We start from the raw sequence: 18,765 nt of genomic DNA on the forward strand, positions 1-18,765 counted from the left end.
CACTCCTTGCTGGCGCGGCTCAGGCCCGCGACGGCGTCAGCGTGTAGTCGGCGGCCACCTTGCCGGCGTCATCGGCCGCGTGGTTCCAGGCGACCAGGCTCGCGCCGGTCGACTCGGAGCTCGTGCGCGGGCTCATCAGCTGGAAGCCGGACAACGACGCCCCGGGCGACACATGATTCGGATAAGGCGGCAGCAGGTCCGAAGCGACCCAGGTCACGTAGGTCATGCCGTCGGTGTCCGCCTCCCATCCCGCCGGCGTGCCCGTCACCGTCACCGGCGCGTTGACGGTCAACGACAGCGTCGCGATGCGCTGCGGGCTGCCTGCCGACTCGTTGTTGGTCAGCGTGTAGCTCCAGTAGTTGGGCGTGGTCGTGACCGCGAGCGAGGCGCGCAGTTCGTCGGCCGGGAAGCTCCCCGCGGCCGGCACCCGCACGTAGCGGCTGACCGTCAGGCCGTAGGCCACGCCGGCGACCAGGTAGGACCCGCGCACCGTCAGCAACAGGTTGGCGTTGTCGGCCAACCCCGCGTCGGAGAAGCGGCCGGCGAAGGTCGTCGACGACGAGGCCCCGAGCGTGCCCAGCACGATGGGCGCGTTGGGCGGGCTCTGCCGCGTGGCGCTGCCGTAGGTGATGCTGGTGATCTGCACGCCCTGGAGCGCCGACTCACCGATGTTCATCAACGGGATGTTCAACCTCACCTGACCGGCGAAGCGCTGGATGAATGGCGCGCCGAGGGTCACGCGCGCGGAGACGACTGTGGCCATGCCTGCCCCTTGTGATGTCTCGAAGAGAGTCGATGTGGACCCGTCGTGCCCGACCGCGACCGCCTGATGCCCGAAGGCCGGTTCGCTGCTGGAGACGGGAGAGGAAACTGGCCGGCGGCGCGATCCGCCGGCCATCCGTTTTCATGTGCCGGCGGGCAGCGTCGCGGTCGGCGCCGACGGGCCCGACGCGCGGTTGGCGCGTCGGACGACCAGCGGCGCGAGCGCGATCAGCGCCAGGGCAAGCGTGCCGGGTTCCGGCACCTCGCTCGCCGCCGCGGCGCGCACCGTCACCGCCACGGACACCTCGTCGGCGAAGTTGCCGTTGATGTCCTGCAGCAGGATGGAGAGGTTGAAGTTCAGGTCCGCGAGGATGTCCGGCAGCGTCGCGATCATCAGCAGGTCCAGCACCGGGCTGATCGTGCGGTCCGGGATCAGCACCTCGGGATCGCCCAGCAGCGGCGTGACGTCGACGTACGGGAACGGGTAGCCGCTGAGCGACAGGAAGAAGTCGGTGGTCAGCAGCGGACCGCCGCTGACGTTGGTGATCTGGCCGGTGATGACGAAGTTGTCACCGGCATCCAGCACCACCGAAGTCTGGGTTGTGGTGAGCGTGATCGGCGCGGCCGCGGCAGGCGCCGCGGACAGGCCCAGCAGGCCGGCCGCGGAGGCCGCCATCAGGAGCCCTCTCGCCAACCATCCGCCACAGGCGTGTCGACTTCTCTGGAACCAGGTCGTCGCGAGCATGATCACCCTCCCGTGCGCCGATGGCGCCCCTGTTGCGATGCGATTGCTGCGAAGTCTAGGAGGCGCCCCGCGGCCCGCGCACCCCCTACTCCTTAAGCGGGGACAGCCCCCCTCATTTGAGGCAGCCTGCCGGAAAGATCCGTGTTCATCGGGGTGGCAAGGCATCCCCGCGCCTCTGAAGCCACGCCTCGTTCCCCTCGGCGGGCGGGTGTCCCGACCCGGCACGACGGGGCCGGGCGAGGGACACACGCGACCACCACCTCGGTGACAGGCAGGGGACAGGCGGGGGACAGGCGGAGTTGGCGCGGGGGACAAGGCAGGGACAGACGTGGTCTTCGCGCGCGCTTGACATCGCGTTCGAATTCATGCCTTGGCATGGGTATGCGGATGGCCAGCCGCGGCGCCCGGACCGAATGCTTGCGCAGGCATGGGGCTTGCCAAGCTGATACGTCCGGTTTCAGACCGCTTCATCCACTTGCAGAGAGGTTCCCACCATGAACAGCCCAGTCGGCCCGCTCAGCCCGATCGTCCAGGTCGGTCCGGTCGGCACCGCCGTCCCGCACATCAACGACCAGGCCAAAGCGCTGCAGCGCCACCTGATGCAGTGCGCGAAGGCCCGAGGGCGATGGTTCGGCGTCGCATTGTTCGCCGAACGTGCACGGGGGCTGGTGCTGCCCCGGCTGGCCACGACGGCCGCCCTCAGCGCCATCACCTTCGGCCTGTTTGCCCACTGGCTATGACCGAAGTCCGGAGCGCGAACGACTCACATCGACCTCCGGCGCGCCCGTCGGAGGGTCCGTCGGACCGCTCCTCCGAGCCCGGGACGGAATCCTCCCCGGAAATTGCGGAAGAACTTGCGCTGCTCGACCCGGCACTCGGCACGATCGAGCCGCCGGTCCGGGCCGTGTTGTTCGGTCTGGCGCGCTTCGAGCAGCACGGGCGCAGCCTCGCGCAGGCGCAGGCGGTCCAGGGCACGGCCGGCGCAGGCCAGTTCTTCCCCCGGCTCGACGACAACGTCGCGATGCTGCAGCAGGCGCGGCGCCTGATCGAGAAGCGCCATCGCGACTTCCGCCACCTCGGCGCCGCCGGCAAATGGCTGCTGGACAACGCCGCGCTGATCGACGAACAGACCCATCAGGTGCGGCGCGGCCTGCCGCGCGGCTTCTTCCGGCTGCTGCCGCGCCTGCGCGACGAACCGCTGGCCGGCCTGCCCCGCATCTACGGCATCGCCTGGGCCTGGGTCGCGCACACCGACGGCGGCTTCGACACCGAGCTGCTGGCCGCCTACCTGCGTGCGTACCAGGAGGAACGCGCGCTCTCGATGGCCGAGCTCTGGGCGTTGCCGACGACGCTGCGCGTCGTGCTGGTCGAGAACCTGCGCCGGCTGGCCGAACGTTTCGCGACGCTGCAGGCGGCGCGCGACGTCGTCCATCACTGGTACGACGGCCGCCCCGCGGAGACCGGCATCGAGGCGATCACGCGGCTGGAGCCGCGCATGAAGGAACGCGGCGTCCTCGAGGCGTTCTGGCTCCAGGTCGATCATCGCCTCGAGGAATTGCCGCAGCCGCTGATGGGCGAACTGGCCGCCTGGCTCAGCACGCGCCTGCCCGCGCCCGCGCAAGCGCTCGCGCGACAACAGGACGAATCGATCCGCGACCTGCAGAGCATCCGCAATGCGATCACCGCGCTGCGGCGCATCGACCAGACGGACTGGCGCCGGCTGATCCAGACCGTCAGCCCCGTGATGCAGACGCTGGACCGCTCGCCGGTGTTCGCCGCCGAGGCGCCCGACACGCAGGACATGACGCTGCACGAGATCGAGGCGCTCGCGCGCAAGTGCGACAAGAGCGAGCTCGACATCGCCCGGCAGTTGCTGGAACTGACGCAGCGCGCCAGCCCGCCGGAGGACGGCGAGCCCGACCGCCGCAGCGCGCCGGTCTATTGGTGGCGCGGCGCCGGCCGGCCCACGCTGCTGGCGGCGCTGGGCCTGCAGGAGCGCCGCTGGCCGCCGCACGACACCGCGCCCGGCCAACGCTGGGCGGCGGTGGCCTACCTCGGCGGCCTCGCGCTGCTGGGCCTGCTCGGCCTGTACTGGCTGATGAGCCAGGCCCATCCCGGCGCGGCGACCTGGCTGCTGTGGACCGCCGCCGTGCTGGCCGCCGGACCGATCAGCGAAGCCGTCGTGGCCTTGACCAACCGCTGGGTCAGCGAGCTCGCCCGCCCCGCGCGCCTGCCGCGGCTGGACTTCTCCGCCGGCCTGCCCGACGCGGAACGCACGCTGGTCGTGATGCCGGTGCTGCTGCCCAACGAGGACGCCATCGCGCCCTTGATCGCGCAGCTGGAGCAGCACCACCTCGCCAATCCCGAGCGCCTGGTGCAGTTCGCGCTGCTCAGCGATCACGCCGATGCCTACGAGGAACACCAGCCCGGCGACACGATGATCGTCGTCACCGCGGCGGACGCGATCTCGGCGCTCAACGAGCGCCACGGCCCGCTGTCCGACGGCCAGCCGCGTTTCCTGCTGCTGCATCGACAGCGCGAGTGGTCGTCGACCGAGCGCCGCTGGATCGGCTGGGAGCGCAAGCGCGGCAAGATCGAGCTGCTGCTGCGCACGCTGGCGACCTCGGCAGGGACATCGCCCTTCGTCGACTTCGGCCCGATGTCGCGGCCGGCAGACGGCGTGCGCCACCTGATCACGCTGGACGCGGACACCGACATGCCGCCGGGCCGCCTGCGTGCGCTGGTCGGCACCGCCGCCCACCCGATGAACCGCCCCCGCGTGGACGCCGAACGGCGCCGCGTCGTCGAGGGCTACGCCATCCTGCAACCGCGCGTGCTCGCGCCCATGCCCGATGACAAGGAGAGCACGCCGTACCACCGCCTGTTCGTCGGCCAGTTCGGCATCGACCCGTACAGCGCGGTCAGCTCGGAGATCTTCCAGGACCTGTTCGGCGAAGGCAGTTTCACCGGCAAGGGCCTGCTCGACGTGCGGGCCTGCCATGCGGTGCTCGATGCGCGGCTGCCCGAGGGTCAGGTGTTGAGCCACGACCTGCTGGAAGGCAGCATCGCGCGCTGCGCCGGCATTTCCGACATCACGCTGGTCGAGGACTCGCCGATGCATGCGGACGTCGCGCATGCGCGGCTGCATCGGTGGACACGCGGCGACTGGCAGCTGCTGCCCTTCATTGCGCGCGCGGGCCGCTACGGCATCGCGCCGATCAACCGCTGGAAGCTGATCGACAACCTGCGCCGCTCGCTGGTCGCGCCGATGTCGCTCGGCCTGATGCTGCTGGTGCTGGGCACCGAGGTGCTGCCCTTCTGGCTGACGCTGGCGGTGGTCGCCGGCGCTTTCGCGATCGGGCCGCTGGTGGGCGCGCTGGCCGGATTGGTGCCCAGCCGCGACGGCCTGGCGCGGCGGCACTTCTACCGCGAGACCGCGCTCGACCTGCGCCGTGCGCTGGGCCTCGCGGCCTGGCATGTCGCGCTGCTGCTGCACCTGTCGCTGCTGTACCTCGACGCGATCGGCCGGGCCTTGTGGCGCCAAGCCGTGTCGGGCCGCCGGCTGCTCGAATGGACGACGGCCGCGGCGTCACAGGCCGCCGCGCGGCGCGAGCTGCCGGCCCTGGTCCGTCAGCATCTGCGCGTGCCCATCGCGGCCGCGGTGCTCGGCGGCGTGCTGGCCGCCGCCGCCCTGTCCGGCGCGCCGGTCGAGGGCACGGCGGCGGTCGTGCTGCTGATCGTCTGGGCGCTCTCGCCGCTGTGGATCTGGTGGACCAGCGCGCCGCGGGCGCCGCTGCTGAACCGCGAGGCCGAGCTCGATCCGCAGGGCCGCGACTACCTCTGGCAGCTCGCGCGCGACACCTGGCGTTTCTACGACACGCACGTCGGCGCGGCCGACAACCATCTGCCGCCGGACAACGTGCAGCTGACGCCGCACCTGCTCATCGCGCACCGCACCTCGCCGACCAACATCGGCCTCTACCTGCTGGCCGTGGCCTGCGCGCGCGAGATGGGCTTCATCGGCGTCGTGACGATGTCGGAACGGCTGTCGGCGACGCTGGACACGCTCGAGCGTCTGCCGCGCTGGCACGGCCATTTCTACAACTGGTACGACACGGAGTCGCTGGTCGTGCTGGCGCCAGGCTACGTGTCGGCGGTCGACAGCGGCAACTGCTCGGCGCACCTGCTGACGGTGGCGCGGGCCTGCGAACTGGCCGCGGAGATGACGCCGGACCAGCTCGCCGCCGCCCCGCGCGAGGCGTTGATGAAGACGCTGCACCGGCTGCGCGTGATGCATCCCCCGCTGGCCAATGACGGCGTGCTGGGCGCGGGCGCCTCGCTGGTGGCCGCGTTGATCGATCCCGAGAACGCCGGTGCCGGCGCCGAGGAACAGCAGGCCGTGCTGCGCGTGCAGGTGGCGGCGGCGCGCGCGGAGCTCGACGGCCTCGCCACCGCCGAACACTACGAGGCGACGGCGGCGCATTGGCTGCTGCGCGACCTGATCGCGCAGCTCGAATCGTTCTGGCGCGATCACGGCGCGGGCTTCGCCGAGTCGCGCCAGCGCCTGCGCGAGCTCGCCCAGCGCGCGCGGCGCCTCGGCCTGGAGGCCGACTACCGCCCGCTGTTCGACCCCGAGCGGCGCCTGCTGCGCATCGGCTGGCGCGGCGACGCGCAGCAACTGGACGACAACCACTACGACCTGCTTGCCAGCGAGGCCCGGCTCACCAGCCTGATCGCGATCGCCAAGGGCGACCTGCCCCCGGAGCACTGGCGCTCGCTGGGGCGGCCGTTCTTCTCCCGCGAAGCGGCCGGCGACTCGCTGGGGCTGAAGTCCTGGACGGGTTCGATGTTCGAGTACCTCATGCCCTCGCTGGTGCTGCGCGAGCCGGCCAACAGCGCGCTGGGTCGTGCCATCCGCACGGCGGTGGCCGAGCAGCGCTTCGAGGCCCGCGGCAAGGGCACGCCGTGGGGCATCTCGGAATCGGCGATCGCCGGACAGGACCACACCCTCGCCTACCAGTACGGCCCGCAGGGCGTGCAGACGCTGGCGCTGGCGCGGCTGGCCGTCGACGAGCGCGTGCTGGCGCCCTATGCGGCCGTGATGGCCGCGATCGTGGCGCCGGTGCGCGTCGTGTCCAACCTGCAGGCCTTCGAGCGCCTGGGCGCGCGCGGCGCGTTCGGCTTCATCGAGGCCGTCGACTACACGCCGCAGCGGCAGACCGCCGGCGCGGGATTCACGCTGGTGCAGACCTACATGGCGCACCACCAGGCGATGGGATTCGTCGCGCTGACCAACCTGCTGGCCGACGACGCGCCGCGCCGCTGGCTGATGAGCGATCCGCACGTGAAGGCCGTCGCGACGCTGCTGCATGAGCGCGCGCCGCGCGAAGTCGCGCCGCTGTCGACGGCGGTCGTGGATCCGACGCTGCGCACGCGCCAGGTACGCAAGACGCGCATGGTGCGCGAGAGCGAGCCGCTGAGCGAGACGCTGCCGCTGACGCACATGCTGACCAACGGGCGCTATTCGGTGGTGCTGCGCAGCCATGGCGGCGGCTACAGCAACTGGGACGGCGTCGCGGTCACGCGCTGGCGCGACGACCTGCTGCGCGACCAGCACGGCAGCTTCACGATGCTGCGCCGGGCCGGCGAGGACGACTGGTTCAGCAACACCGCCCGCCCGACGCCCGATCCGCGCGCCCGCTATGCGGCCCGCATGCAGGCCGAGCGCGTGATCTTCGAGGCCGGCTGGCCGGACCTGCACAGCTGCACCACGGTGTGGGTGAGCCCCGAGGACGACTGCGAGCTGCGCCAGGTCGAGCTCACGAACCGCGGCACGACGCCGCTGTCGATGGACCTGGTGTCCTCCTTCGAGGCCACGCTCGCGCCGCAGCGCGGCGACGAGGCGCACCCGGCCTTCTCCAACCTGTTCATCCAGGCCCGCTGGGACGAGGCGGAACACGCGCTGCACCTGCGGCGCCGGCCACGGCTGTTCGACGAAGCGGCGATGCGCGCGGTGTTCTTCCTGGCCGGCGTCGACGGCGGCGCGGCCTGCGGCAAGGCCGCGCGCCGCGACGACGTCCGCGCGGCCGACAGCCGCGGAGCGCATGACGCCGGCGGGCGTGACGGCCTCGACATCCGTGCCGACGGCTACACGGTGCGCGAGGTCTTGCCGATCGCCGATCGCGGACGCTGGCTGGGCCGCTACGGCAGCACGACGCGGCCGGTCGGCGATGCGCGGCCGGAGTTCGTCGACGACGAGGCCGACGTGACCGCCGCCGGCGAACCGGGCCGGCTGCTCGACACCGGCCTGGATCCGATCGCCGGCCTGCGCGTCGGGCTGGACATCGCGCCGGGCGCCACCGTGCGGCTGACCTTCTGCACGGCGGCCTCGCGCGACGGCGACCTGTTGCGCGCGCTGGTCGACAAGTACCGGCAGGCGGCGCACGTGGAGCGCTCCGCCTCGATGTCGCACACGATGGGCGGCATCCGGCTGCGCGAACTGCAGTTCGACACGGCCACCTGGGGCGCGCTGCTGCAGCTCAACACGCTGATCACCGGCCAGGCGGTGCGTGAGCCCGCGCATGTCCGCGAACCGCGCGGCCGCTGCGACCGGCGCGCGCTGTACCGCTTCGGCATCTCCGGGGACCGGCCGATCCTGATGGTCACGGTCACCGGCGAGGAAGGCATCGACCTGATCCGCGCGCTGAAGAAGGCGCTGCGCATGTGGACCACGCACGCGGTGGGCGTCGACCTCGTCGTGCTGAACGAGGAACCTTCGTCGTACAACGCGCCGGTGCAGCAGGCGCTGCAGGCCTTGCAGGCCCGGCTTCAGGGCCAGGCGCAAGGCAGGCCGGGCCACCTCTGTTCGGCGCTGCACGTGCTGCGCGAAGGCGACCTGCACCCCGACGAGCGCTTCACGCTGCAGACGCTGACGCGCCTGCGGCTGCAGGCCGATGGCCGCTCGCTCTCCCAGCAGCTCGAACGCTGGATCGAGGACTCCGCGCCGGCGAACGAATCGGCGCTCCTGCCGGTGGCGCATGCACTGGCCGAACGGCCGAGACCGGAAGCCAAGCCGCGACCGCCGGAAGGCCGCTTCGACCCGGAACACGGCGGTTTCTCCTTCGAGGTGTCGCCGGACCGGCATCCGTCCAAGCCCTGGGTCAACGTGCTCGCGAACCGCGACTTCGGCTGCCAGGTCACCGAGCTCGCGGCGGGCTACACCTGGGCCGGCAACAGCCGGATGCACCAGGTCACGCCGTGGTCCAACGATCCGCTGATCGATCCGCCCGGCGAATGGCTGCTGCTCCACGACCTGGACAACGACCGCGTCTGGCCGCTGGGCCGGCAACTGCGCCGCGAGGCGCCGCTGTCGATCGAGCACGGCATCGGCTACTCGCGCAGCCGGCAGCGGCTGGGCGATCTCCAGGTGGACCTGTGCTGGTGCGTGGACCGCGACGCCTCGGTGAAGCAGGTGCAGGTGCGCATCGATTCCGGGGCACGATCACGCCGCCGCCTGCGGCTGGTGGCGCTGGCCGAGTGGCAACTCGGCAGCGCGCGCGGTGAGCGCCTGTCGGTGACGACGCACAACGACTGGCTGACGGTGGGTGAACTCGGCGCCGGGCTGCCGCAGCCGGAACGCGCGCTCGCGCTGCAGGCGACGCAGCTCGACCACCTCGGCGGATTCGGCGACGCGACGGCGGCGCTGTGCATCCGCCCGCGACAACCGACCGACGGCGTCATTGCGCGCGACGGTGCCGAGGCCGGCGCGTCGCGCGTGCGCCTCGACCAGCAGGACTGGACCTGCGACCGCCGGGAGTTCTTCGACAGCGCCGGCCGCATGGTGCTGCCCAAGGCGCTGGGCCGTCGCAGCGGCGGCGGGCTCGACGCCTGCGCGGCGCTGGCCGCCCGCCTCGAACTCGACGGCACGCAGCCCGCGGAACTGACCGTGCTGCTGGGTCACGCCCCGACGCCGGAGGCCGCGCATGCGCTGATGGAATCGGCCTGGCGGCTCGATCCGGCCACCCGGCTGGACCGTCAGCGGCGGCAATGGCCGGAGCTGCTGGGCGGCCTGCAGGTGTCGACGCCGGATCCGCGCTTCGACGCCTTGACCAACCACTGGCTGCCGTACCAGACGCTGGTCTGCCGCATGTGGGCGCGCGCCGGCTTCTACCAGGCGGGCGGTGCCTTCGGTTACCGCGACCAGCTGCAGGACGCGATGGCGCTTACGGACGTCGCGCCGCAACTGCTGGCCGACCAGATCCGCCGCAGCGCGGCGCGTCAGTTCCCCGAGGGCGACGTGCAGCACTGGTGGCATGAACCGGGCGGCGCGGGCGTGCGGACGCATTTCTCGGACGACCGGCTGTGGCTGCCGTACGCGCTGGCGCACTACCTGGTCCGGACCGGCGACCTGACGCTGCTCGAGGACGCGGTGCCCTTCCTCAACGGGCAGCAGGTGCCCGAGGGCGCCGAGGACATCTACGAGAGTCCCCGCACCGACGGTCCAATGGCCACGGTCTACGAGCACGCGGCCCGTGCGATCGACCGGAGCCTGGGCAGCGGGCAGCACGGCCTGCCGCTGTTCGGCACCGGCGACTGGAACGACGGCATGAACCGCGTCGGCCACGAGGGCAAGGGCGAATCGGTGTGGATGGCCTGGTTCCTGGCGCAGGTGATCGAGGACTTCGCGCCGGTCGCGACCGCGCGCGGCGAGCATGAGCGCGTGCAGCGCTGGAAGGCGGCGCGCGACGGCTGGGTGGCGGCGCTGGACGGCCCCGGCTGGGACGGCCAGTGGTACCGGCGCGGCTTCTTCGACGACGGCTCGCCGCTGGGCTCGTCGGAGAACGCGGAGTGCAAGATCGACCTGATCGCGCAGAGCTGGGCGGTGCTGACCTCGGCGGCCGATCCGGCGCATGCGCGGCAGGCGATGTCGAGCGCCTGCGCACACCTGCTCGATCCGGTGGCGAAGCTGGCGCGGCTGCTGCATCCGCCGCTGGCGATGGCGCAGCCGAGCGCGGGCTACATCCAGTCCTATGCGCCGGGCGTGCGCGAGAACGGCGGCCAGTACAACCACGCGGCGGTGTGGGCGCTGATGGCGCTGGCACGGCTGGGGCAGCGCGACACGATGTGGCAGGTCTACACGGGACTGAGCCCCGCGCACCGATGGGCCGATCCGCGGCTGGGACCGATCTACGCGATCGAGCCCTACGTGATGGCGGGCGACATCTACTCGCACGCGCCCTGGGTCGGGCGCGGCGGGTGGAGCTGGTACAGCGGCTCGGCGGGTTGGCTGCTGCGGGCGTCGCTGGAGTCGATCTGCGGCGTCGTCATCGAGCAGGGCCGGCTGCGCGTCACCGCCTGCCTGCCGGTGCACTGGGACCAGGCCGAGGTGCGCATCCGTCACCAGGACCGCTGGCTGCGCGTGATCGTCTGCGCCAACGAGACGGCCTGCCGCGCCGCGCAGACGCGCGAGCCCGGCGCCCGGCGCGAGAACGCGGGGGAATCGATCGAGCTGTCCTCGCTGTCGCCGGACCAGACGCTGGTGGTCGTCAGCGTGCCGGAGACGGTGCGCTTGCCGGAGGCGCCGGCGCTGCGCACGACCGGACGGTGAGGAGGACCGGGACGACGAGCGGGGCGCCACACGTCCGGCGTCGTTCCAGTGCCGACGACGTGCCGCGACCTCCTTCGGCTAGAGAGGGATTTCACTGACCGGACCGCCCGGGACGGCGCGGACAGAATGGTCCGCATGGACGACGCCCAACCCGCTCAGAACCTGCAGAACCGCTTCATCGCGGACCTGCTCAGCAATCCCAACAACCGAACGATCCTGGCGCGCTGGGAGGCGCTTGCGCTGCCCGACGGCTGGCTGGTGGCCGGCTGCCTGTTCCAGACGGTCTGGAACCTGCGGGACGGCAGGCCGCCGACGGCGGACATCAAGGACTACGACCTCTTCTACTTCGATCCGGACGACCTGAGCGCCGAGGCCGAGCGTCGCGTCCAGGCCCGCGTGGACGCGGTGCTGGGCGATCTCGGCATCACGACCGAGGTCGCTAACCAGGCGCGCGTGCACCTCTGGTATGAAGCGGATTTCGGCGAACCCTACGAGCCGCTGCGCAGTTCGCGCGACGGAATCGAGCGCTTCCTGGTGCCGTCGACCTGCGTCGGCGTGCGACCCGGCGAGATCTACGCGCCGTACGGCCTGGAAGGGCTGTACCAGGGCGTGCTCGAAATGAATCCGCTGGTGCCGCATCGCCGGCTCTTCGAGGGGAAGGCCGCGTCGTACCAGCGGCGCTGGCCGTGGCTGACGATCAAGCTTCCCTAGGCACCGATCCGGCTCGGCGCGCGTCGGTGCCCGGGCGAGTGGCCTATTGAGCCTATTGAGCCAATTGAGCCGCTTGAACTGCTTGCACCGGCCGGGTCGGTCAGGCCGACCGACCCGATCGGACCGCCGGCTGCGCCGCCTGGGCGAGCTGAGCCAGCCGCTGATGATTCTCCAGATCGTCGGCGCTGAAGCCGAGCGCTTCCAGCGCCCTCGCCTCGCCCAGGCCCGAGCGCGCCATCGCGTCGAGCAGTTGCCGCGCGGAGGATTTCAGCTCGGCGTGCCGGGCTTCGAAGCGCTCGACCTCGGTGCAGGCGCGCAGGTCGTCCTCGATCGCATCGCGCATCAGCGAGACCAGCATGCGCACGCCCGAGGAGGTCTCGCGCGGGCGCTCGTCCATCACGCACACGGTGCCGACGACGGTGCCCTCGACATCGCGGATCGGCTCGCCGTAGTAGTGGACCAGGCCGAGCGCCGCGGTCGGGTTGCTGTCGCCGATGGCGGGCAGCCGACGGACGTCGCCGACGAGCAGATGCTCGCCGCGACGGATCACGTTGGCGCAGTAGCTGTTGACGGCGAGTTCGAGGCGCCCGTTGCGCGGGAAGCGCTGCTGCTCGTCGCGCACGCCGAAGAAGACGAGGTCGCTGCCGTCGACGAGGTTGATCATCGCGACCGGCATGTCGAGCTGCTGAGCGAGGACTTCCAGCATGCGCTGCCAGCGGCCGTACAGGCGTTCCGAATCGGCGAGGCAGTGAGTCGGCATGCGGTCCTCCGGCGCGGCAGCGCAGATGCATCAGCGTGCATGAGCGCCGATGATCGCGCGATCCCGCCAACCGGACCAGCCCCCAGGACGAAGGGCCATGCCGGCGGGGTTTTGCCGGACCTTGCCGGACCTTGCGGGACACCGCCGACCGGGTGCCCGGATCGCACGCGATCACCCACGATGGCCACGATGGCGACCCTGCGTGTCGGCCGTGCAATTCCATGTCCGGAAACGGCGCGACCGGGCTTCTCTGGAGCCCTATCGTGAGCGCATCCACCACTCGGACGGCCACCGCGCCGCGCTCACATGGACTTCCGCATCCTGGGTCTCGACCCTGCCCCCTTCCGCCCGATGTTCGGCATGACCGACGCGACGCTGCGCGAGCACGGCGTGCTGCGCGTGCGCGTCGACAGCCCGCGCTCGGCGCCGGACCGGGTCACGCTGGACGACGCCGCGCCCGGCGAGACGGTGCTGCTGCTCAACTACGTCTACCTGGACGTCGACACGCCGTACCGCGGCACGCATGCGATCTACATCCGCGAGGCCGACGCCGAGCGCTTCGATCGCGTCAACGAGGTGCCGAAGGCGCTGCGCGGCCGGATGCTGTCGGTCCGGGCGTTCGACGCGACGGGGATGATGGTCGACGCGGACCTCGTCGACGGCGATCAGGTCGAGCCTCTGATCGAACGCTTCTTCGCCCACCCGGATGTTCGCTACCTCCAGGTACATTTTGCGAAGCGTGGTTGTTATGCAGCGAGGGTGGAGCGATGTACCTGACTCGAAATCAGGTGCGCGAGCAAAGTATCGAATTCGATGCTTTCCCCGCGCGATGTATCGAATTCAATGCACGGCCTCCGCCAATGCGTCGAACCCGGCCTTCTTCACCGCCTCATCGATCGTCGGCATCAACTTGCGCGCGGCCTCCAGGTCCTGACGGCCCTTCTCCGCCTCGTTGAGCTTGAGCTGCGCCAGGCCGCGGCCGTACAGCGGCCAGGCCCAGGATCTCAACTCGATCGTCTTGTCGAAGGCCTTCTTCGCGCGGGACGCATCGCCCAGGCGCAGGTAGGTCCAGCCCAGGCTGTCGCGATACGCCGGCGTGTCGCCGTCCAGGTCGACCGCCTCCTTGCAGTCGTCCAGCCCCTGCGCCACGTCGACGTTCATCCGCGCCCGCAACCAGCACCGGCCGTTGTAGGCCTCGGCCAGTCGCAGGTCGTTCGGGTGGCTCTTGATCCAGAGCTCGTACTGCCTGAGCGCGTCAGGCACCTGGTTGAAGCGGGCGTGAAACTCCGCCATCGTGACGCGCAGGTTCGACGCCGCCGGCAGCGTCGCATCGAGCGCCGCCAGATCCGCCTTCGCGCCGTCGCGGTCACCGGCGGCCACGCGCAGCGGCACGCGGCGCAGGCGCGCCTCGGCCAGCGAGGGGTCCAGCGTCAGCGCCGTGTCCAGGTCCGCCAGCGCCAGCTTGGGCTGCTTCATCGCCTGGTGCACACGTGACCGCGCGTCGAAACAGCCCGCAACCTCGGGCTTGAGTTCGCAGGCGCGGTTCAGGTCCTCCAGCGCCCGCTTCGGATCGCCGGCCGCCAGCGCCGCCGCGCCGCGCCGCAGCAAGCCGTCGGCATCGTCGGCAGCGATTTCCTCCGCCTTCGCGGCGTAGCGCTGGTCGTACTGGGTCGCATCGGCGCGGCCCTGCGCGAAGACCGGCCCACCGTTCCAGGTCGCGTACACCTTGCCTTGCAGCCGCGACACATAGACCCGGTGCGACAGGAAGTAGTCCAGCCCCAGCAGCATCCCGTGGTCATAGGTGTCCACGTCGGCGATCGGCAGCCGGTTCCGGGTGATCTTCTCGCCGGCCAGCTCGAAGGTCTCGACATCGGCGATCCAGCGTTCGGCGTAGCCGCTGCCGATGCCGCTCGCGCGGCCGAAGGGCTTCATGTCCGCGTCCTTGATCCCTGCCCGTCGCGCCGCCTTCAGCGACAGCGACGTCCCCGGCGCCCCCGTGTCCATCAGCGCGGTCACGCGCTCGCCGTTGATCTTCGTGAGGACGCGCACCGCCGTGTCGTTGCGGCGGCCGTTGGTCTCGATGGGCGCCTCGATCACCGGCGCGTCGCCGGCCCAGTACGCGAGGTTTGCCTTCTCGCAGTCGCCCTTGGGGAAGACCAGGCGCAGCATGCCGTGCGCGAGGTCGTACTCGGTGTCCGCCGCGGACAGGAAGTTGCGGCCCAGGATGCCCATGATCCCGGCGTTGAGCTCGTTGCCGCCAACGAAGAAGTCCACCTTCTTCAACGTGGCCAACTGCAGGCCCACCTCGTCCACCGTCGTGACCCGCAGCGACTCGACCGAGCCCGCATGGCCCTGGATGGTGAAGTTGGGCGGCGGACGCCGCAGCTTCAGGTTCAGTTGCGCCGCCGTGGCCGCGCTCATCATGCTGTAGAAGGCGCCGCTGTCGACCAGCATCGGCACCTCGACCCCGTTCAACTGCACGGTGGCCACCGGCCGGTGATCGACCAGCCGCACCGGGATGTTCATCGCCTCGATGCCGCAGCGGGCCTTGCCCGGTTCCTCCGCGGCGGCGGCCCCCGTGGCCGCCAGGATCAGCGCCAGCAACGGCGCAAGTCGTCGTGCGTTCAATGTTCCCTCCCTGGGTTCAGGAGGCTGACGATACCCGTCCCGAGCGACTGAAACGCTCCTTCCGAAGGGGGTGTCGACGTCCGCGCCACACGATGGCGACGGCGCAAACGCGTTCTCAACGACTTCTCAACGCGGCCTTATTGCCCGGCCGCCGCCGGCTTCAGCACCTCGGCCCACAACGCCGCCGCGCGCGCGGTGCCCTCCACCGTGAAGTGGCACCCGTTGCGCAGCGGCAGGCTGAGCGTGTCCGTGTCCGGCCCCGCGCGGAAGCCGCTGTCGGGAATGGCGAGCAACTCGCGCACGGCCTCGCGCACCTGACCGCCGTCGTGCGGCGGGCAGTAGGTCGAACGCGCGATCCACCACGGCGCATCGATGCCTCGCAGGGCCACGCCGGCGCGCAGCGCCGCCAGCGCGTCGCGGTAGTCGGCCATCGCCGTGCGGTCGCGCGCATCGGCTTCGCCCTGCTGCCACAGCACCGCCGCCACCGGCCAGCGCGTGCCCTTGATGCGGTCCATCTGCGTCTGCCAGTAGCTGCGCAGCGCGCTGTTCGGTTCGGTCCATTCGGCGATGGAACTGCCATCCACGGCCACCACCGCCCACACGATCGGACGGCCCTTCCAGCGTCCGCCCAGTGCCTGGTTCACCGCCGGCCAGATGCTGCCGCCGTTGCCGGTCGCGCCCGGCACCGGTGAACTTGCCAGACCGCAGCCGCCCAGATGCAGCACCGGCATCGGCGGCACCGGCGCGGCGGCGGGCGGGATCGGGTCGGCGTGATTCGATGCGTTGGACTGCCCCATCACCACGATCACCACGGGCTCCTCGTTCTTGAACACCGTGCCGCAGTCGGGCGCCGTCACCGGCATGTCGTGGATCGCGGCGATCCGCGCCGCGAGATCGTCGGCGGGCGTCGAGGGCTTGCCGTTGCGCAACATCGCCACGCCCGCTGCGATCATGCCGCCGCAGGACAGCAGCGCCACTGCGCCGATCGCCAGCGGGATCAGGGAATTCTTCCGTTCTTCGGTCATCAGGAGCGTCGTGCTGAGGAGAGTGAACGCGCATTGTCTCCGCACGCAGCACGCAGCACGCAGCACGCAGCAAGCCGCATGGCGCATGGCGCATGGCGCATAGCGCATGGCGCGCTTCGAGCTTGGGGGCGCCGGTGCCCCTCGAAGCGAATGCCGAGCGTGAGGAGGCGATTGAGCGGAGAGGGGTACCGGCGCCCCCAAGCGGGCGGGGTGCGCAGTGCGCAGTGCGGAGTGCCCAGTGCGCCTCAGCCCCCGGCGGGTGCGGGTGTCGACGTCTGCGTTCGCGCGCGATAGCGGTCGCGGATCCAGCGCATTCCTGGCTGTTCCACCAACGTCGTCAGCCCGTGGGCGAGCGCCATCGACAGGGTCATTGTCAGCGCGATGGCGAGGTGCACTTCGACGCCCCAGGCCTCGAGCCGACGCAGCACGGCCCAGCCGATGTTCTCGTGCAGCAGATACAGCGTGTACGAGATCGCCCCCAGCCACAGCAGCACCCGATGCTCCAGCCAGGTCCATCGCCCGCGCGCCGCGCCGAACAGCACCGCGTAGAACACCGCCGCGAGTGCCGCGAGGCTCCAGTCCTCGACCAGCCCGATCACGAGGATCGCCGCCGCCGCCAGGGCCCAGTCCCAGGCGGACCCTGCGCCCTTGCGACTCAATCGATAGACCGTCACGCCGAGCGCGAACCAGCAGATGTAGGGCAGCAGCAGCCAGCGCTGCCCGACCCAGGGCAGATCGACGCCCCAGAAGGTCTTCGCCCCCGCATAGACCAGCCGCAGCGCCAGACACGCGAAGAGGAAGTTTCGCAGGCCCGCCGCGCCGCCGAAGCGGAAGCTCAGCAGCGCCCAGGCATAGAACAGCAGCTCCACCTCCAGCGTCCAGTACACGCCGTCGACATGCGCCACGCCGAAGAAGCCCTGCACCATCGTCACGTTGACCAGCAGCACGTCCCAGCCCACCGTCTTGCCGGGCAGTCCGATCGCGTGGGTCAGCGCGAAGGTCAGCAGGATCGCGCCCCAGTACGCCGGATACAGCCGGCTGAAGCGCGAGACGACGAAGTCCATCGGCCGCGCGGTGCGCTCCAGCGTCATGAAGATGACGAAGCCGCTGATCATGAAGAACAGGTTGACGCCAAGGTACCCGTACGGGAACGAGACCACCGGCGCCTGCGCGTGACCGAAGAGCTGGTCGTAGCGCGTCGTGTAGTGGAACAGCACCACCGCCAGCGCCGCGATGCCACGCAGGGCATCGAGCTGCGCCAGGCGTGGAGCGGAACTCACACCAGGACCTCGGCCGCGCCGGGATGGCTCAGGAAGCCTTGCGGGCTCGCCGTGATGCCGTAGGCACCGGACTGGAAGACGACCACCAGATCTCCCGGCTCGGCGTGCGACAGCGTCATGCGCTCGCCCAGCAGGTCCAGCGGCGTGCACAACGGTCCGACCACGGACACGCCCGCCTCGGTCTCGCCGCCGACGCGGTTGCCGATGGCGACCGGATAGTTCTTGCGGATCACCTGGCCGAAGTTGCCCGAGGCCGCCAGGTGGTGATGCAGGCCGCCGTCGGTGACGAGAAAGACCTGACCCCGCGAGACCTTGCGGTCGACGACGCGGCACACGTAGATGCCGGCCTCGCCGACCAGGTAGCGGCCGAGCTCGACGACCAGCTTCGCCTGCGGCAGCTCGACCGCGGCGCGCTCGATCAGCGCGGCGAGGTTGGCGCCGATGGTCGTCAGGTCCAGGCGCTGCTCGCCGGGGAAATACGGGATGCCGAAGCCGCCGCCCAGGTTCAGCACCTTCACCGGCGCCGGCGCGTCCTTCGCCAGCCGCAGCGCGAGCTCGAAGCTCTTGAGCTGCGCCTCGACGATCGCCTCCGGCTTCAGGTTCTGCGAGCCGGCGAAGAGATGGAAGCCCTCGAAACCGAGGCCCGCCTCGCCGATGCGCGCGAGCAGTTCCGGCACCAGCTCGGCGTCGACGCCGAACTGCTTCGGACCGCCGCCCATCTTCATGCCCGAAGACTTCAGCTCGAAGTCCGGGTTCACGCGAACGGCGACGCGCGCCGCGTAGCCGGTCTCCGCGCACAGCGTGCGCAGCAGCTCGACCTCGCGGAACGATTCCAGGTTGATCAGGATGCCGGCGGCCAGCGCCTGCTTCAGTTCCAGCGCGCTCTTGCCGGGACCGGCGAAGCTGATCTCGCGCGGGTCGGCGCCGGCGTCCAGCGCGACCTGCAGCTCGCCGGCCGAGGCAACGTCGATGCCGTCCACCAGCGTCGCGAGGTGAGCGACCAGCGCCGGCATCGGGTTGGCCTTCATCGCGAAGTGCAGCTCCAGCTTCGCGGGCATCGCGGCGCGGAGCTCCTCGACGCGACGCGTCAGCAGCGCGCGGTCATACGCGTAGAACGGCGTGCGGCCCACGCGGTCCGCGAGCCGCGTCAGCGGCTGGCCGCCGATCTGCAGCACGCCGTCGCGCGCGACGAACTGGTCCATCGGCGCGTGTTGCGGCGCGGCCTTGGCGGGCGCGGCGGGAGAGGT

11 protein-coding genes are annotated in these 18,765 nt (G+C 71.0%); 4 read left to right on the plus strand and 7 right to left on the minus strand.

Annotated features, from left to right (window positions below):
• Nucleotides 1-19: 19 nt before the first annotated feature.
• On the minus strand, nucleotides 20-763 hold the full coding sequence (locus ACQ4L4_RS11945; RefSeq protein WP_431104438.1) for a hypothetical protein: 744 nt from the start codon (nucleotides 761-763) through the stop codon (nucleotides 20-22).
• 141 nt (nucleotides 764-904) lie between these two features.
• Nucleotides 905-1,438 carry a hypothetical protein gene (locus ACQ4L4_RS11950; protein ID WP_431104439.1) on the minus strand — a complete coding sequence of 178 codons (534 nt, stop codon included), beginning with the start codon at nucleotides 1,436-1,438 and terminating at the stop codon, nucleotides 905-907.
• Nucleotides 1,439-2,001: 563 nt separating this feature from the next.
• On the opposite strand from ACQ4L4_RS11950, the gene ACQ4L4_RS11955 reads away from it, so the two are divergent.
• From ACQ4L4_RS11955 to ACQ4L4_RS11965, 3 genes are all read left to right on the plus strand, one after another.
• The gene (locus tag ACQ4L4_RS11955) at nucleotides 2,002-2,247 is read left to right on the plus strand and encodes a hypothetical protein (RefSeq protein ID WP_431104440.1); all 246 of its coding nucleotides are present in this window, start codon (nucleotides 2,002-2,004) and stop codon (nucleotides 2,245-2,247) included.
• Between the two features lie 164 nt (nucleotides 2,248-2,411).
• Complete coding sequence (locus ACQ4L4_RS11960) at nucleotides 2,412-11,114, plus strand: GH36-type glycosyl hydrolase domain-containing protein (RefSeq protein WP_431104441.1); 8,703 nt, start codon at nucleotides 2,412-2,414, stop codon at nucleotides 11,112-11,114.
• Nucleotides 11,115-11,249: 135 nt separating this feature from the next.
• A complete protein-coding gene (locus ACQ4L4_RS11965; protein ID WP_431104442.1) occupies nucleotides 11,250-11,825 on the plus strand; it encodes a nucleotidyltransferase family protein in 576 nt (191 codons plus the stop codon).
• 100 nt (nucleotides 11,826-11,925) lie between these two features.
• On the opposite strand, the gene ACQ4L4_RS11970 is transcribed toward ACQ4L4_RS11965, so the two are convergent.
• Nucleotides 11,926-12,585, minus strand: a complete 660-nt coding sequence (locus ACQ4L4_RS11970) for a GAF domain-containing protein (protein ID WP_431104443.1) — start codon at nucleotides 12,583-12,585, stop codon at nucleotides 11,926-11,928.
• 306 nt (nucleotides 12,586-12,891) lie between these two features.
• Here ACQ4L4_RS11970 and ACQ4L4_RS11975 point away from each other — a divergent pair, with 306 nt between their 5' ends.
• A complete protein-coding gene (locus tag ACQ4L4_RS11975) occupies nucleotides 12,892-13,362 on the plus strand; it encodes a DUF1203 domain-containing protein (protein ID WP_431104444.1) in 471 nt (156 codons plus the stop codon).
• Between the two features lie 63 nt (nucleotides 13,363-13,425).
• Here the strand turns inward: ACQ4L4_RS11975 and ACQ4L4_RS11980 are convergent, their stop codons facing one another.
• The 4 genes from ACQ4L4_RS11980 to ACQ4L4_RS11995 all read right to left on the minus strand — a co-directional run bounded on the left by ACQ4L4_RS11980 (nucleotide 13,426) and on the right by ACQ4L4_RS11995 (nucleotide 18,720).
• On the minus strand, nucleotides 13,426-15,213 hold the full coding sequence (locus ACQ4L4_RS11980; RefSeq protein WP_431104445.1) for a retroviral-like aspartic protease family protein: 1,788 nt from the start codon (nucleotides 15,211-15,213) through the stop codon (nucleotides 13,426-13,428).
• A 137-nt stretch (nucleotides 15,214-15,350) separates the two neighbouring features.
• The gene (locus ACQ4L4_RS11985; protein ID WP_431104446.1) at nucleotides 15,351-16,238 is read right to left on the minus strand and encodes a sialate O-acetylesterase; all 888 of its coding nucleotides are present in this window, start codon (nucleotides 16,236-16,238) and stop codon (nucleotides 15,351-15,353) included.
• Between the two features lie 245 nt (nucleotides 16,239-16,483).
• Complete coding sequence (locus tag ACQ4L4_RS11990) at nucleotides 16,484-17,518, minus strand: acyltransferase family protein (protein ID WP_431104447.1); 1,035 nt, start codon at nucleotides 17,516-17,518, stop codon at nucleotides 16,484-16,486.
• A complete protein-coding gene (locus ACQ4L4_RS11995; protein WP_431104927.1) occupies nucleotides 17,515-18,720 on the minus strand; it encodes a pyridoxal-dependent decarboxylase, exosortase A system-associated in 1,206 nt (401 codons plus the stop codon). Before ACQ4L4_RS11995 ends, ACQ4L4_RS11990 begins: the two co-directional genes overlap by 4 nt.
• Nucleotides 18,721-18,765 lie beyond the last annotated feature (45 nt).

Origin of the sequence: Roseateles noduli (genome assembly GCF_050626985.1) — a bacterium.
In the GTDB taxonomy this organism is placed as follows: Bacteria; Pseudomonadota; Gammaproteobacteria; order Burkholderiales; family Burkholderiaceae_C; genus Roseateles; species Roseateles noduli_A.